Origin of the sequence: Micromonospora sp. NBC_01405 (assembly GCF_045040155.1) — a bacterium.
Classification (GTDB): domain Bacteria; phylum Actinomycetota; class Actinomycetes; order Mycobacteriales; family Micromonosporaceae; genus Micromonospora.
In genome coordinates this window covers 3,212,482-3,227,957 of the sequence record NZ_CP109532.1, presented here as the reverse complement: position 1 = coordinate 3,227,957, position 15,476 = coordinate 3,212,482, and the positions used below count along the sequence as shown (strand labels likewise).

Annotated in this window: 10 protein-coding genes; 9 read left to right on the top strand and 1 reads right to left on the bottom strand. The window is 70.9% G+C overall.

Features of this window, described 5'->3' with window-relative positions; genetic code table 11:
* The first annotated feature begins 52 nt into the window (after positions 1-52).
* From OG559_RS13665 to OG559_RS13625, 9 genes are all read left to right on the top strand, one after another.
* On the top strand, positions 53-730 hold the full coding sequence (locus OG559_RS13665; protein WP_007073398.1) for a Crp/Fnr family transcriptional regulator: 678 nt from the start codon (positions 53-55) through the stop codon (positions 728-730).
* 110 nt (positions 731-840) lie between these two features.
* Positions 841-1,584, top strand: coding sequence for a metallophosphoesterase family protein (locus OG559_RS13660; RefSeq protein WP_396670628.1), 744 nt, complete (start codon positions 841-843; stop codon positions 1,582-1,584).
* A gap of 735 nt (positions 1,585-2,319) precedes the next feature.
* Complete coding sequence (locus OG559_RS13655) at positions 2,320-2,925, top strand: TetR/AcrR family transcriptional regulator (protein ID WP_405115698.1); 606 nt, start codon at positions 2,320-2,322, stop codon at positions 2,923-2,925.
* 73 nt (positions 2,926-2,998) lie between these two features.
* On the top strand, positions 2,999-3,856 hold the full coding sequence (locus OG559_RS13650) for a TIGR03084 family metal-binding protein (RefSeq protein ID WP_405115696.1): 858 nt from the start codon (positions 2,999-3,001) through the stop codon (positions 3,854-3,856).
* A complete protein-coding gene (locus OG559_RS13645; protein WP_405115694.1) occupies positions 3,853-5,592 on the top strand; it encodes an acyclic terpene utilization AtuA family protein in 1,740 nt (579 codons plus the stop codon). Before OG559_RS13650 ends, OG559_RS13645 begins: the two co-directional genes overlap by 4 nt.
* On the top strand, positions 5,589-6,728 hold the full coding sequence (locus tag OG559_RS13640) for an acyl-CoA dehydrogenase family protein (protein ID WP_405115692.1): 1,140 nt from the start codon (positions 5,589-5,591) through the stop codon (positions 6,726-6,728). The genes OG559_RS13645 and OG559_RS13640 overlap by 4 nt, the downstream gene beginning before the upstream one ends.
* Positions 6,725-8,326 carry an acyl-CoA carboxylase subunit beta gene (locus tag OG559_RS13635; RefSeq protein ID WP_405115690.1) on the top strand — a complete coding sequence of 534 codons (1,602 nt, stop codon included), beginning with the start codon at positions 6,725-6,727 and terminating at the stop codon, positions 8,324-8,326. Before OG559_RS13640 ends, OG559_RS13635 begins: the two co-directional genes overlap by 4 nt.
* Positions 8,327-8,339: 13 nt before the next feature.
* A complete protein-coding gene (locus OG559_RS13630) occupies positions 8,340-10,319 on the top strand; it encodes a biotin carboxylase N-terminal domain-containing protein (RefSeq protein ID WP_405115688.1) in 1,980 nt (659 codons plus the stop codon).
* Complete coding sequence (locus OG559_RS13625) at positions 10,316-11,479, top strand: acyl-CoA dehydrogenase family protein (protein ID WP_405115686.1); 1,164 nt, start codon at positions 10,316-10,318, stop codon at positions 11,477-11,479. Before OG559_RS13630 ends, OG559_RS13625 begins: the two co-directional genes overlap by 4 nt.
* Positions 11,480-11,890: 411 nt before the next feature.
* Here OG559_RS13625 and OG559_RS13620 read toward each other — a convergent pair whose 3' ends face one another.
* Positions 11,891-15,217, bottom strand: coding sequence for a hypothetical protein (locus OG559_RS13620; RefSeq protein WP_405115684.1), 3,327 nt, complete (start codon positions 15,215-15,217; stop codon positions 11,891-11,893).
* Between the last annotated feature and the right edge of the window lie 259 nt (positions 15,218-15,476).

The following is a 15,476-nucleotide window of genomic DNA, read 5'->3' as shown; positions in this document are numbered from 1 at the left end:
CAGCGGACGGCGGACCCGGCCGACGGACGGCACGCGTAGGCGGAGGTGCGCGATGGACGAGGTACTGGCGCGTAGCGGGATCTTCCAGGGGGTCGACCCGGAGGCTGCCGAGGCGCTCGCCAAGGAGATGGAGACGATCGAGGTCCGCAAGGGCGAGGTCGTGTTCAACGAGGGCGAGCCCGGCGACAGCCTCTACATCCTCCTGTCCGGCAAGATCAAGGTCGGGCGGCGTGCCGCCGACGGTCGACAGAACCTGATCGCCGTGATGGGCCCATCGGACATGGTCGGCGAGCTGTCGCTCTTCGACCCGGGCCCCCGGACGGCCACGGCCACCGCGGTGACCGACACCCGGCTGGTGCGGCTGCGCAAGCAGGCCCTGCGGCCGTGGCTCAACAACCGGCCCGAGATCGCCGAACAGCTGCTGCGGGTGCTGGCCCGCCGGCTGCGCCGGACGAACGACTCGCTGGCCGACCTGATCTTCACCGACGTGCCGGGACGGGTCGCGAAGAACCTGCTCCAGATGGCCGGCCGGTTCGGCACCCGCGACGGCGGCGTGCTGCGGGTGACCCACGACCTGACCCAGGAGGAGATCGCCCAGCTCGTCGGCGCCTCCCGGGAGACCGTCAACAAGGCGCTCGCCGACTTCGCCTCGCGCGGCTGGCTGCGGCTGGACGGCAAGAGCATCATCATCCTGGACCCGGAGCGCCTGGCCCGCCGCGCCCGCGTCTGACCGCGCCCGCTCGGCCCTGCCCCGTCCCGTCCCGTCCCGTCCCGTCCCGGTCCTGTCTGCCCGGGGCAGAATCGCTGGACGGCACGGCCGGCGGGCGAGACGGTGGGGCGATGCTGGAACATGTCGCAGTCCTGTCCGACATCCACGGCGCGCTGGCCCCGCTGGAGGCGGTGCTGGCCGAGCCGGACGTCGCCGCCGCCGACCTGATCGTGCTCACCGGCGACATCGCCGCCGGCCCCCAGCCCGTCGAGGTGCTGGATTTGCTGGCCGGGCTCGGTGACCGGGTCCGCTGGGTGGGCGGCAACGCCGACCGGGAACTGGTCGAGGCGCGGGCCGGCACACCATCCAAGATCGACGTGTCGAACTGGGCCGCTGAACAGCTCCGCGAGGACCAGGTCGCCCGGCTGGCCGGGCTCCCGCTGACGGTCACCCTGCCGGTAGCCGGGCTGGGCGAGGTGCTCTTCTGCCACGCCACGCCCCGCGACGACGAGGAGGTCGTCCTCGTCGACTCCCGGCTGGCCCGCTGGGCGGAGGTCCTCGCCGGGGTCCCGGCCGAGGTCCGCACGGTGGTCTGCGGGCACACCCACATGCCGTTCGCCCGACTGGTCGACCGCCGCCTGGTGGTCAACCCGGGCAGCATCGGCATGCCGTACGGCGGCCCCGGCGCGGACTGGGCGCTGCTCGGACCCGGGGTTCAGCTGCGGCGTACGGCGTTCGACGTCGACGCCGCGTGCACCCGGGTGGCGGCGGAGTCGGGCTTCCCGGACGCCGCCGCGTGGGCCGACGAGTACCTACGCTCCCGGCACAGCGACGCCGACGCGCTCGCCGTTTTCGGCCCCCGTGACGGCCGCTGACCCGACACCTGACCCAGCACCCGCCGCCCGCGCGACCCACGCCGGGATGCCCGGCCCAAGCCGCCTGCCTCGCTTGAGCCGTCTCACCGCACCGAGCCGTCTTACCGCACCGAGCCGTCTGCCCCGCACCGAGCCGCCCGGGGAGGGGTGGCGACCACCGGCCGCGGCCAACGGGTGTCCGTCCCGCCCTGCCCCGCGCGCTTCTCGCTTTCCGCTACTCGCTCCGCTCTCGCAACCGCGCGGAGGAGACACCACCTCGCGGGCACTATGGAGCTGCCCCGCCCACGCGCCCAGCCGGCAACGCGACCCGGAGCAGACGCGCCCCGCCCCCTGCCGCCCCGCCACCACCCGGCCCTGGGCTGCCCCGCTCATGCGGACAGCCCTACACCCGCCACCACCCCGCCCTGAAGTTCGCCGCTCATACGGGCAGCCCCACACCCGCCACCACCCCGCCCTGGAGTGCCCCGTTCATGCGGGCAGCTCCATAGGGAGCGGAGCACGGGTCACGGTCGGCCCACGTGTGTATGTCGATTCCCCTGCCGTACCGCAGCTCGGCCAACGACCGCCCGGCCTACCGGATGCGCGGGCGAGCACACGGGCGGTTGCGCGGGCGGACAGTCCAGGTGCGCGGGCGAGCGGGTGCGGGTGCGGGTGCGCGGCGAATACGCGGCGACGCTCCGGGGGCGAGAAAAAGTCAGGCTTGACTGTTTGTTTCTGCGGCGGCACGCTGTCCCCGTGACCGTCGCATCGACCCGCGTCCCTCAGCAGGAGCGCAGCCGCGCCACCCAGGCCCGGTTGCTGGAGGCGACCGTCGAGTGCCTCGTCGAGCACGGCTGGTCCGGCACGACCACCACCGTGGTGGCGGCCCGGGCCGGCGTCTCCCGGGGCGCCCAGCTGCACCACTACCCCACGAAGGCCGCCCTGGTCACCGCTGCGGTCGCGCACCTCGCCGAGCGCCGGGCCGAGGAGCTGCGCATCGAGGCCGAGACGCTGCCCGCCGGGCCGCAGCGGCTCGACCGGGTGGTCGACCTGCTCGGCGTGGCGTTCACCGGGCCGCTCTTCGTCGCCGCCCTCGAACTGTGGGTCGCCGCCCGCACCGACGCCGAGTTGCGGGGCGCCCTGGTGCCGCTGGAGGCCCGGGTGGGCCGGGAGATGCACCGGCTGACCGTCGCCCTGCTCGGCGTCGACGAGCGCCGTCCCGGCGTCCGGGAGGCCGTGCAGGCCACCCTCGACCTGCTGCGCGGGCTCGGGGTGGCCAACCTGCTCACCGACGACTCGGCCCGCCGCACCGCCCTGCTCAGCACCTGGAAACGCCAACTCGCAGCCCTGCTCACGCCCTGACCGGGCCGCCGAGGCCCGGCCCGAACCAGCCCTGGGCCCCCGAGGCCCGGCCCGAACCAGCCCTGGAGGTCCCATGGTCGACCGCACGGACCTGCTCACGCAGTTGCTCGCCGACCTGACCGGTGAGTCCGGGGAGCTGGACGCCCTGGTCGCCCCCCTGCCGGCGGGCGACTGGGCGCGACCCACCCCGGCCGCCGGCTGGACGGTCGCCCACCAGCTCGCCCACCTGGCCTGGACCGACCACGTCGCCCTGCTCGCCGCCACCGACCCCGGGGCGTTCTTCGCCTCGGTCACCTCGGCCCCCGACCCGACCCGGCTGGTCGATGACGGCGCGGAGCAGTTCCTCGCCCCGCCGGCCGAGCTGCTGGCCCGCTGGCGGGCGGGCCGCGCCGCGCTGGTCGAGGCCCTCGTCGCCGTCCCGGCCGGGGAAAAGCTGCCCTGGTACGGCACCCGGATGTCGGCCACCTCGATGGCCACCGCCCGGATCATGGAGACCTGGGCGCACGGCGAGGACGTGGCCGACGCGCTCGGTGTCAACCGGGCCCCGACCGCCCGGCTCCGGCACGTCGCGCACCTCGGCTTCCGTACCCTCGGGCACGGCTTCGCGGCCCACGGCCGGGCGGCGCCGACGGCGCCGGTGCGGCTGGAACTCGCCGCGCCGGGCGGCGGCACCTGGGCCCACGGCCCGGCGGACGCCGCCGACCGGGTCACCGGGCCGGCGCGCGACTTCTGCCTGCTGGTCACGCAGCGCCGGCACCGCGCCGACCTGGCCCTGGTCGCCGTCGGGCCGGTCGCCGACGAGTGGCTCGACGTGGCGCAGGCGTTCGCCGGCCCGCCGGGCGCGGGCCGCGAGCCGCTGGCCGGGTCGGCCGCCTCCCCCGGGCCGACGGCGCCGCCCGGCGGGCCGCGCGGCGCGGGGGCGACGGCGTGACCGCGCCGCTGCGGGTCGGCAACGCGTCCGGCTTCTACGGCGACCGGTCCACCGCCTGGCGGGAGATGCTCGACGGCGGTGAGTTGGACGTGCTGACCGGCGACTACCTGGCCGAGCTGACCATGCTGATCCTCGGTCGGGACCGGCTGCGCGACCCCGGCCTCGGGTACGCGAAGACGTTCCTGCGCCAGCTGGAGGGCTGCCTCGGCACCGCGTTGGAGCGCGGGGTGCGGATCGTGACCAACGCCGGCGGGTTGAACCCCGCCGGGTTGGCCGCCGCGATCGGCATGCTCGCCGGCCGGCTCGGGCTCACCGCCCGGATCGGGTACGTCGAGGGCGACGCCCTCGCCCGCCCGGACGCGCTCACCGCGAACGCGTACCTGGGGGCGTTCGGGATCGCCGCCTGTCTCGACGCCGGGGCGGACGTGGTGGTCACCGGCCGGGTCACCGATGCGTCCCTGGCGGTCGGGCCGGCGATCGCCCGGTTCGGCTGGGGGCGCGGCGACCTCGACGCGCTGGCCGGGGCGACCGTCGCCGGGCACCTGATCGAGTGCGGGGCGCAGGTCACCGGCGGCAACTTCAGCTTCTTCACCGAACTGCCGGACGGCGGCCACCGCCCCGGCTTCCCGATCGCGGAGATCCACCCGGACGGCTCGTCGGTGCTCACCAAGCACCCCGGCACGGGCGGCGCGGTCACCGTGGAGACGGTCACCGCCCAACTCCTGTACGAGGTGGGCGGCCCGGACTACCTGGGCCCGGACGTGGTGACCCGGCTGGACACCGTCGAACTGATCGCGGACGGCCCGGACCGGGTCCGGGTCACCGGGGTCCGGGGCACCCCTCCGCCGGACACCCTCAAGGTCGGGGTGAACAACCTCGGCGGGTTCCGCAACTCGATGACGTTCGTCCTGTGCGGGCTGGACATCCCGGCCAAGGCTGCCCTGGTCCGGGGTCAGGTCGAGGCGGCGGTCGGCACGGACGGGCTGGAGTTCGTCCTGGCCCGCACCGACCACCCGGACGTGGGCGACACGGAGGCGGCGAGCGCGCTGCTGCACGTACACCTGCGCGACGGCGACAAGGCGCGGGCCGGGCGGGCGTTCTCGGCCGCCGCGGTGGAGCTGGCGCTGGCCTCCTACCCGGGCTGCACGTTGACCACGCTGCCCGGCGACGCAACCCCGTACGGGGTGTTCACCGCCGACGCGGTGCCGCAGGGCGGGGTCGAACACGTCGCCGTCCTCCCGTCCGGCGAGCGGGTCCCGATCGCACCGCCGCCCGTGACGGGTACGCCGGTGGGCCCGGCGCGGCACCGGCCGCCGGCCGGGGGCGGTCCGTCGCGCGCCACCCGGCGGGGGGCGCTGGGCGAGCTGGTGGGGGCGCGCTCGGGCGACAAGGGCGGCGACGCGAACCTGGGCGTCTGGGCCCGCACCGACGGGACCTGGGCGTGGCTGTGCGGCTGGCTGACCGTCGAGCGGCTGGCCGAGTTGCTGCCGGAGACGGCCCCGCTGACCGTCGAGCGGTACGAGCTGCCGAACCTGCGGGCGGTCAACTTCGTGGTCCGGGGGCTGCTGGGGCAGGGGGTGGCCGCCTCCACCCGGTTCGATCCGCAGGCGAAGGCGCTCGGCGAGCTGCTCCGTTCCCGCGTGGTCGATCTGCCGGCCGACCTGCCCACCGGGCCGCCCGGGAGTGCCGGGCCGCCGGCCGGGAGCGCCGGGCCGGCCGGGGAGGTGGCCCGGTGAGCATCGTGGACACCCCGGAACGGCGGCAGCTACGTGAGCTGACCAGGGCGTTCGTCACGAAGGAGGTGCTGCCGCACCTGGACGGCTGGGAACGGGCCGGCGAGGTGCCCCGGGGGCTGCACGCCACCGCCGCGAGGCTCGGCCTGCTCGGCATCGGCTTCCCCGAGAAGGTCGGCGGCAGCGGCGGCGACCTGCTCGACTCGATCGTCGTGACCGAGGAGATCATCCGCTCGGGTGGCTCGTCCGGGCTGGTCGCGGCGCTGTTCACGCACGGCATCGCGCTGCCGCACATGGTGGCCTCCGGCGACGACGACCTGGTCGACCGGTACGTCCGGCCCACGCTCGACGGGGCGATGATCGGCGCGCTGGCCATCACCGAGCCGGACGGCGGGTCGGACGTCGCGGCGATCCGCACCCACGCCCGCCGCGACGGCGACCACTACGTGGTGAACGGGTCGAAGACCTACATCACCAGCGGCGTACGGGCGGACTTCGTGACCACGGCGGTCTGCACCGGCTTCCCCGGCAGCGGGGAGCTCACCCTGCTGGTGATCGACAAGGGCACGCCCGGGTTCAGCGTCGGCCGGCGGCTGGAGAAGCTCGGCTGGCACTGCTCGGACACCGCCGAGCTGGCGTTCACCGACGTGCGGGTGCCGGTGGCCAACCGGATCGGCGAGGAGAACACCGGATTCCTGGCGATCGTGCAGCACTTCGCCGCCGAGCGGCTGTCGCTGGCCACCCAGGCGTACGCGACCGCGCAGCGCTGCGTCGAGCTGGCCGTGGGCTGGTGCCGGGACCGGTCCACGTTCGGCCGGCCGCTGGCCAGCCGGCAGTTGATCCGGCACCGGCTGGCCGAGATGCACACCCGTGCCGAGGCGGCCCGCGCGTACGTGCACGACGTGGCCGCCCGGGTCGCCGCCGGGGAGCCGGTGGTGACCGAGGTGGCGATGGCGAAGAACGTCGCGGTGGCCGCCTGCGATTTCGTCGTCGACGCCTCGCTGCAACTGCACGGCGGGTACGGCTACCTGCGCGAAGCCGAGGTGGAGCGGCATTACCGGGACGCCCGCATCCTCGGCATCGGCGGCGGAACCACCGAGATCATGAACGAGATCATCGCGAAGGGCATGGGCCTGTGACCACACTGGACAGCGCGCTCGACCCGTCCTCGCCGGCCTGCGTCGCCAACCGGGAGGCGCTGCTGGAACGCCTCGCCGAGCTGGACGCGGCCCTCGACCGGGCCCGCGCGGGCGGCGGCGAGAAGTACGTGACCCGGCACCACAGGCGGGGCAAGCTGCTCCCCCGGGAGCGGATCGAGCTGCTGCTCGACCCGGACAGCCCGTTCCTGGAGCTGTCGACGGTCGCCGCGTACGGGACGGACTTCCCGGTCGGGGCCAGCGTGGTGACCGGGATCGGGGTGGTCGAGGGCGTGGAGTGCCTGATCGTCGCCAACGACCCGACGGTACGCGGCGGCGCGGTGAACCCGTGGTCGCTGGCGAAGACCCGGCGGGCCGGCGAGATCGCCCTCACCAACCGGCTGCCGATGATCAACCTGGTGGAGAGCGCCGGCGCTGACCTGCCCACCCAGGCGGAGATCTTCATCCCGGGTGGCCGGGTGTTCCGCGACCTGACCCGGCTCTCGGCCGAGCGCATCCCCACGGTCAGCGTGGTCTTCGGCAACGCCACGGCCGGCGGCGCGTACGTGCCGGGGATGTCCGACCACGTGATCATGATCCGGGACCGGTCGCAGGTCTACCTGGCCGGGCCGCCGCTGGTGAAGATGGCCACCGGCGAGGTCACCGACGACGAGTCCCTCGGCGGCGCGGCCATGCACGCCACCACGTCCGGCCTGGCCGACTTCCTGGCCGAGGACGAGCGGGACGGCATCCGGCTGGCGAGGCAGTGCGTCCGCCGGCTCAACTGGCGTAAGCAGGGCCCGCCGCCGCGCAACCCGGTCCCGCAGCCCCCGAAGTACGACCCGGAGGAGCTGCTCGCCGTCGCCAGCGCCGACCTGAAGGTGCCGTTCGACCCGCGCGAGGTGCTGGCCCGGGTGCTCGACGGCAGCGAGTTCGACGAGTTCAAGCCCGCGTACGGGACGGCCCTGGTGACCGGCTGGGGCGAGCTGCACGGGTACCCGGTCGGGGTGCTGGCCAACGCCCGGGGCGTGCTGTTCAGCGAGGAGGCGCAGAAGGCCGCCCAGTTCATCCAGCTCGCCAACGCCTCCGACACCCCGCTGGTCTTCCTGCAGAACACCACCGGCTACATGGTGGGAACGGAGTACGAGCAGCGCGGCATCATCAAGCACGGCGCACTGATGATCAACGCGGTGTCGAACTCGAAGGTCCCCCACCTGACGGTCAACCTGGGCGCGTCGTACGGGGCCGGCAACTACGGCATGTGCGGGCGGGCGTACGAGCCACGGTTCCTGTTCACCTGGCCGAACGCCAAGTCGGCGGTGATGGGGCCGGCGCAGTTGGCCGGGGTGCTGTCGATCGTGGCCCGGCAGGCCGCCGCCGCCCGGGGCAGCGAGTACGACGAGGACTCCGACGCCGCGATGCGGATGATGGTCGAGCAGCAGATCGAGTCCCAGTCCGGGGCGCTGTTCCTGTCCGGCCGGCTCTACGACGACGGGGTGATCGACCCCCGGGACACCCGTACCGTCCTCGGGCTGTGCCTGTCGGCGATCCACAACGGACCGGTGAGGGGCGCCGACGGCTTCGGCGTCTTCCGCCACTAGGGGGCTGCCACTCATGATCACCCGACTGCTAGTCGCCAACCGGGGCGAGATCGCCCGGCGGGTCCTCGCCACCTGCCGGATGCTGGGCGTCGAGACGGTCGCCGTGCACTCCGACGCCGACGCGGACGCGCCGTTCGTCGCCGAGGCCGACCAGGCCGTACGCCTGCCGGGGAACACGCCCGCCGAGACGTACCTGCGGATCGACCTGATCCTCGACGCGGCCCGGAAGTCCGGCGCGGACGCCGTGCACCCGGGCTACGGCTTCCTCGCCGAGAACGCCGAGTTCGCGGCGGCGGTGACCGACGCGGGCCTGACCTGGGTGGGCCCGCCGGCCAAGGCGATCGCCGCGATGGGCGACAAGATGGCGGCGAAGGCGCTGCTGGCCGACGCGGGCGTGCCGATGCTGCCCACCTGGACCGACGCCGACGAGATCACCGACTTCCCGGTGCTGGTGAAGGCGTCCGCCGGGGGCGGCGGCCGGGGCATGCGCATCGTCCGGGAGGCCGCCGACCTGGCCGAGGCGGTGGCGTCGGCCCGGCGCGAGGCGGCCGGGGCGTTCGGCGACGGCACGGTCTTCGTCGAGCGGTACGTCGAGCGGGGCCGGCACGTCGAGGTGCAGGTCTTCGGCGACAGCCACGGCACGGTGCTGGCCCTCGGCGAGCGGGACTGCTCGATCCAGCGCCGGCACCAGAAGATCGTCGAGGAGGCCCCGGCTGTCCTGCCCGACGGGGTGCGCGAGCGGCTGCACGAAGCGGCGGTCGCCGCCGCCCGGGCGGTCGGCTACGTCGGCGCGGGGACGGTCGAGTTCCTGCTCGCGCCCGACGGGGCATTCTTCTTCCTGGAGATGAACACCCGCCTCCAGGTGGAGCACCCGGTCACCGAGGCGGTCACCGGCCTGGACCTGGTCCGCCTGCAACTGATGGTCGCCGAGGGCGAGCCGCTGCCGCTGGCGGCCACCCCGCCGGTCACCGGCCACGCGATCGAGGTGCGGCTCTGCGCCGAGGACCCGGCGGAGGGCTACCGGCCCGCCACCGGCACCCTGCACCGGTTCGCGGTCCCCGGCGTGGCGGGCGAGTTCGCCCCGACGCGCGGGCTGCGGCTCGACTCGGGCGTCGTCGACGGCTCGACGGTCGGCGTGCACTACGACTCGATGCTGGCCAAGCTGGTCGCCTGGGCCCCGACCCGCGCGGAGGCGGCCCGGCTGCTGGCCGGCGCGCTGGCCCGGGCCGAGCTGCACGGGGTGACCACCAACCGCGACCTGCTGGTACGGGTGCTGCGCAGCCCCGAGTTCCGCGCCGCCGAGGTGGACACCGGCTTCCTGGACCGGCACGACGGGGTGTTCGCCCCGCTGTTGCCGCCCGACGGGGTGCCGCTGGCGGCCCTCGCCGCCGCGCTCGCCTCGGCGGCGGCCCGCCGCTCGACGGCAACGGTGCTCGCCGGGCTCCCCTCGGGCTGGCGCAACGTGCCGGCGTTCCCGCAGGTCACCCGGTTCACCGGCCCGGACGGCGAGATCGAGGTCCGGTACCGGCTGGACCGCGCGGGCACGCTCGCCGAGTGGTCGACGCAGCCGGTGATCGGGGACGCTGCCCCGACAGTCACTCTCGTCGGGGCCACCCCGGATCGGGCGGTGCTCGACGTCGACGGGGTGCGGCGCGCTTTCCGCGTACACCGGGTGGGGTCGGCGGTCTTCGTGGACGGCCCGGACGGGGCGGCGAGCCTGGCCGAGCTGCCGCGCTTCCCGCTGCCCACCGTGGAGCTGGCCGCCGGGTCGCTGCTCGCGCCGCTGCCCGGCGCGGTGGCCCGGGTGCATGTCGAGGTCGGTCAGCGGGTCGCCGCCGGTGACCTGCTCCTGACCCTGGAGGCGATGAAGCTGGAACACCCCGTGCTCGCCCCGACCGACGGCGTGGTCGCCGAACTACCGGTGCCGGCCGGCGGCCAGGTCGACACGGGGGCCGTGCTGGCCGTGGTCAACCCCGAGGAGGCCCCCCGATGAACTTCGACCTCACCCCCGAACAGGACCAGCTCCGCGACGCCGTCCGGGCGCTGGGCCGCAAGTACGGCCACGGCTACTTCGTCGAGAAGGCTAAGGCCGGCGAGCACACCACCGAGCTGTGGGACGAGGCCGGCCGGCTCGGCTACCTCGGCGTCAACATCCCCACCGGGTACGGCGGCGGAGGCGGCGGCATCACCGAGCTGGCCATCGTCTGCGAGGAACTGGCCGCCGCCGGATGCCCGCTGCTGCTGCTCGTGGTCTCCCCCGCCATCGTCGCCACCGTGATCGCCAAGCACGGCACCGAGGACCAGCGCGAGCGCTTCCTGCCCGGCATGGCCGACGGCACCCTCAAGGTGGTCTTCGCGATCACCGAGCCGGAGGCCGGGTCGAACTTCCACCGCCTCGGCACGGTGGCCCGCCGCGACGGCGACGACTGGCTGCTCTCGGGCCGCAAGTGCTACATCTCGGGCGTCGACGAGGCGCAGTACGTGCTGGTGGTGGCCCGCACCGAGGACGCCGCCACCGGAAAGCTCAAGCCGGCCCTGTTCGTGGTGCCGACCGACGCGGCCGGGCTGACCCGGTCCAAGCTGGACATGGAGATCGTCTCCCCGGAGAACCAGTTCCTGCTCTACCTCGACGAGGTGCGACTGCCCGCCGACGCCCTGGTCGGCGGTTCGCTGGACGCCGGCCTGCCCGCGCTGTTCGCCGGCCTGAACCCGGAGCGGATCACGGTCGCGGCGATGGGCGTCGGCACCGGCCGGTACGCCATCGAGCGGGCCACCGAGTACACGGCTACGCGAAAGGTCTGGGGCGGCCGGAGCATCGGCACACACCAGGGGGTGTCGCACCCGCTCGCGCACGCTGCGGTGCAGGTGGAGCTGGCCCGGCTGATGATCCACAAGGCGGCGACGCTGTACGACGCGGGGCGGGACCTGGAGGCCGGGGTGGCCGGGAACATGGCCAAGTACGCGGCCGGGGAGGCCGCCGCGCTCGCCGTGGATACCGCAGTGCAGGCGTTGGGTGGGGCGGGGATGACGACGGAGTACGGGGTGGCGACGCTGTTGGGGGCGGTGCGGGCGGGGCGGATCGCGCCGGTGAGCCGGGAGATGATCCTGAACTTCGTGGCGCAGCATGTGCTGGGGCAGGACAAGTCGTACTAAGAAGGTGTTTCACATCTGCGTTGATCGGGCGCGTTGAAGGTGCGGCGTTGTTGGCGGCTGGCGGGTCTGCCACGAGTGAGACGGCCAAGCATGCCGCCGCGGGCGACCCATCCGGCCAGGCGGATATCCTCCTGCAGTTCGGTCAGGATTCGCTCGGTCACGCCCCGCCTGTTGAGCCGCGTGAAGTGCGCATACACGGTCTACCGGGGCGGGAAATCGATCGGGGGCACCGTCACGCGCGATCCACGCCTGCCTACCGACCGAGTCACGCTCATCGACCGGACCCGCTATGCGACACGCCCGACCAACCCACATACCAAACCCGCTCTCAGCCAAACCGCCACTGCCAGTATTCGAGCATCCCTCATCCTTCAACCGCCTCATTTTCCATGAGACGTTCGCAAAACCATTTCATACCATATCCTGAATGCAGTCTTCTTCCTGCAACCCGATTTGATCGGGCTGCCGCACCCCAGCGGCGTGCAAGAAGCCGTCTGCCACGGCATATACAGCGTCCGGATGCAACCGCGCGAGCACCTCCAAGGAATCCGCCCAAGATGTACGCCGTAACGCTTGGGCTATCAGCAACCGCGCATGTGGTGGCTCCGTTTTTTGCGCCAACATAATCAGCGCCTGGGACTGCCGATCTGGATTCGAGATTAATCGCGCAACGGCATCTGCTCGATCATGTCGCCCGACATCTGCGAGTTCCGTTGTCAACTGAACGAGAATTCTGTCTCGGTATGTGCCTCTAAGTGAGCATGCCATAACCTCAGCGCGATCAACCTGCCCCCCTCGGACAAGCCCTTTCATCAGAGAGGTCAGCGCATTAGCTTGACTAGACTCGCTGGTCAATGATTTCGCCAAGGCCTCCGCCTTCCCATATTCACCAACGTCGACTGCTATTTGCACAAGGCCGTTCAAGGCCTTTTCGCGTAAATAGGATTCCTCCAAGGAGTCAACCAAGACTGAGGCGCGATCATACTCACCCATTTGGCCGAGCTGCGTGATGAGTTGCGTCAGTGCCATCCTACGCGAGGAGGAAACGGTAATAGCACCAACCGCCGCTTCAATTTGTTCAACCAGTCCCATGGCCCGGCTGCGGTCCCCCCGATTAGCCAGCGCGACCATCACCTCTATCAACATAGTCACGCGTTCGCGAGAATTTGGTGCAACTCGAACCAGGCTCTCCGCCAGATCATGATTACCAGACGACAGTAATACCGGCACCAGCCTCTTCAGGACTTGCGTCCGATTGGAATCGCTAGTGATGGACCTCGCCAGAGCGCCGGCCAGTTCACCAATGGCGGCAGCACGTCCATTATCACCTGCTACGGCCAGTGCCGAAACTAACGTGCTCAACACATCCGCTTGCTCCTTTAAATTACTGCGTGATCGGGCTAAATGTTCCGCCTGCTCTGCAAGAGTCGCCGCTCGGGCATGGTCGCCGTCTGCGGCTAGGGCCAGCGCCCATTCTGTCAGCACTTCTGCTCGATGCGCCACATCCGTAACGCGCCGGGGTATCTCTTTGGCCTGCTGCTGCTTGCCAGCCTTGGCAAGGGCTGGCACGATCTTTCCCAATGCCTTCGCCTGCCTATGAGGATCTGTAATCGTACGGGCGCATGCCTCAGCCCGATCGTAATTACCTTCAGCAACCAGAGCTGATGTTAGCGCAATCAGCGCACTCGCTCGACTATACGAACCGGCGACTAAACGGGCGAGTTCCTCCGCCTTGTCATGATCACCGATAGTCGCCACGACTGGCGCTAGCGCGCTCAACGCCTCGTCACGCTTGCTCGCTTCGGTTATCCCCCGAGCAACGACTTCCGCCTGTCTTAGCAGGGGATTGATGCGAGCATGACGCCCCGCTTTGATTAGCAATGGCACCAGCTTAGTCAGGGTGATCACCTGCGAAAGCGGATCAGTAATCGATCTGATTTCGCTCTCTACAGCTGCTGCCAAGGATTCGACTCTTGATTGATCGACGTCAACTTCTTCGGCGGCGAACCGCATCAGCAATCCTAGCACCAGCGCCCGATCAGCGCTATCGACAACGGTGCGGGCAACCTCTGCGGCATGGGCGGCTAGGGCCTCCGCCTGGTCGGCGACGCCAGCGGACGCTACCGTGCGAGCCAGCACACCAAACGCCTGCGCCTGCCAATAGGGATTGGAAATGACTCGAATTCGACTCTCAGCTATACCAATCTGACCCGCTCGTGCCAGCTCGATCGCCAGCACGGCGTGCGCTTTATCGCGCCAAAATGGACTATCAATATCTTGGGTGAGACTATCGGCCCGAGTATAGTCACCGACCCTCGCCAACGTCTCCACCAATCCGGCAAGAGTTTGCGCCTGGAGACTCGATTCAATGAACAGAGGCGACGGAATTGAACAGGCCAACTCCTGGGCACGATCATAATGACCCGCCGCTGCTACCGTCGGCACCAAGAGTGCCACTGCCACCGCTCGGTGATTCACATCGGTGATCGATTGGGCCATCGCCTCAGCCCTGCTGACGTCGCCCAAGATTGCCCTGAGCTTCGGTAATGCGAGAGGGATATTGGTATTGCGTTGAATCAAACTCTCGCGGTGCACGGCGAGTTGACACATGGCAAGCAGGTCCGGCTCGGCCTGAGCAAGGATCGCGTCCTGTACGGCATTGATCTCCTCTATCGCCGCAACATCACCACCCGTGTATTGGAGCATCCGGTCGTGGCGGGCCGCATCGAGCGCGCAGACGATAAGCCTCGCCAGGTCTTCAGACGCCTGCAGCATGTGGCGATAGTCGCGCAGCAAGTATTCCGGTGTTCCGACCGGCCAGCCCTGGGTGTGGTAGTCGTCGGCCCAGGTGTGCAGCCGCTGGCGATAGGTCTGCAGCCGGCCGTCACCCAGCCGTTGCGTCGCTTGCCGCTGCAGTTCTTCGTGGCCGAGCACGTACACCTGCATGCTGGCGTTCCAGTGGCCTGGGCGGCAGTCAAAGGTACGTCCTGGTACAGCACCCAAATGCTCTTCAACCTGCCACTGCCGGCAGTTCATCAACTCGGCTAAATCTCCTACCGACAGCCCTCCACCAGCGACAGTGATCAGTCCGAGCAGATCCTGCTCGGACTCGCTGCCAGTCAAAAGGCGCCTAAGTTCGCGTTCCGCATCGCGGCGCACCGCTGCCGCGTATGGGGAGGACGCAAGATTTCGCACGATTGCCGCATCGTGAAGCGGATGATCTATGGACACCTCTGATGGTACGGGCGGGTTGAGCCGTCCCGCCACGATCACACGCATACCCATCGGCGGCCGGGCGGGCAGCATCGCGGCGATGCTGTGTGTGTCGGTACCCGTGTCCTCGTCTAGGCCGTCAACGAGCAGCACCAGCCGCTCACCATGCTGCTGGCATTCCATCGCGGCCTGTTCGAGCAAGCCCAGCAGGTGTGCTTCGCGGGTGGCCTCCGTCAGGTACGCCGGCAGCGGTTGGTCGAGCAGGTCGAGCAGTTGCTCTAGCAGCACATCGGTGAACGCACCCCGGTCGTTTTGGCTGGCTAGGCGGGCGGTGACGAAGAACGACACCACCCGGATGCCGGGCGGTGGGTACAGCACAAACCAGGACATTAGCGCTGACTTGCCCGCCCACGCCGGTGCCCGCCACCACATGTATGAGCGCTCGTGGTCGCCAATGCAGAATTCAGCCAGCTCGTTCAGCTCCTGCTCACGGCCCTGCAACCGACTCGGGGCGATGCGCTGCACCTGCTGCCGATACGCCGAGCGCACCGGCAGTACCACAGTCATGCTGACATCACCTTGGATAATCCCGGTGTTGGCCACGCCGTAGGTAGTGGTCGCCGATCCGCTGGCGTCCACCCGTGCCTTCGGCCCACCCAGCATCGTGGTCCTTCCTATCGCTGCGGCCAACTCAGAGACGTCGGATGGCAGTGTTCGCCTCGCCCTCACCAACTTCAGCCGCACCGGTGTGTTCAGCGACGGCCGGTTCGGCCAGGTTCGAGGC

What these genes read in the sequence shown, in the direction of transcription:
- OG559_RS13665 (WP_007073398.1), top strand. Translation starts at nt 53, where the DNA reads ATGGACGAGGTACTGGCGCGTAGCGGGATCTTCCAGGGGGTCGACCCG.
- OG559_RS13630 (WP_405115688.1), top strand. Translation starts at nt 8,340, where the DNA reads ATGATCACCCGACTGCTAGTCGCCAACCGGGGCGAGATCGCCCGGCGG.
- OG559_RS13660 (WP_396670628.1), top strand. Translation starts at nt 841, where the DNA reads ATGCTGGAACATGTCGCAGTCCTGTCCGACATCCACGGCGCGCTGGCC.
- OG559_RS13650 (WP_405115696.1), top strand. Translation starts at nt 2,999, where the DNA reads ATGGTCGACCGCACGGACCTGCTCACGCAGTTGCTCGCCGACCTGACC.
- OG559_RS13625 (WP_405115686.1), top strand. Translation starts at nt 10,316, where the DNA reads ATGAACTTCGACCTCACCCCCGAACAGGACCAGCTCCGCGACGCCGTC.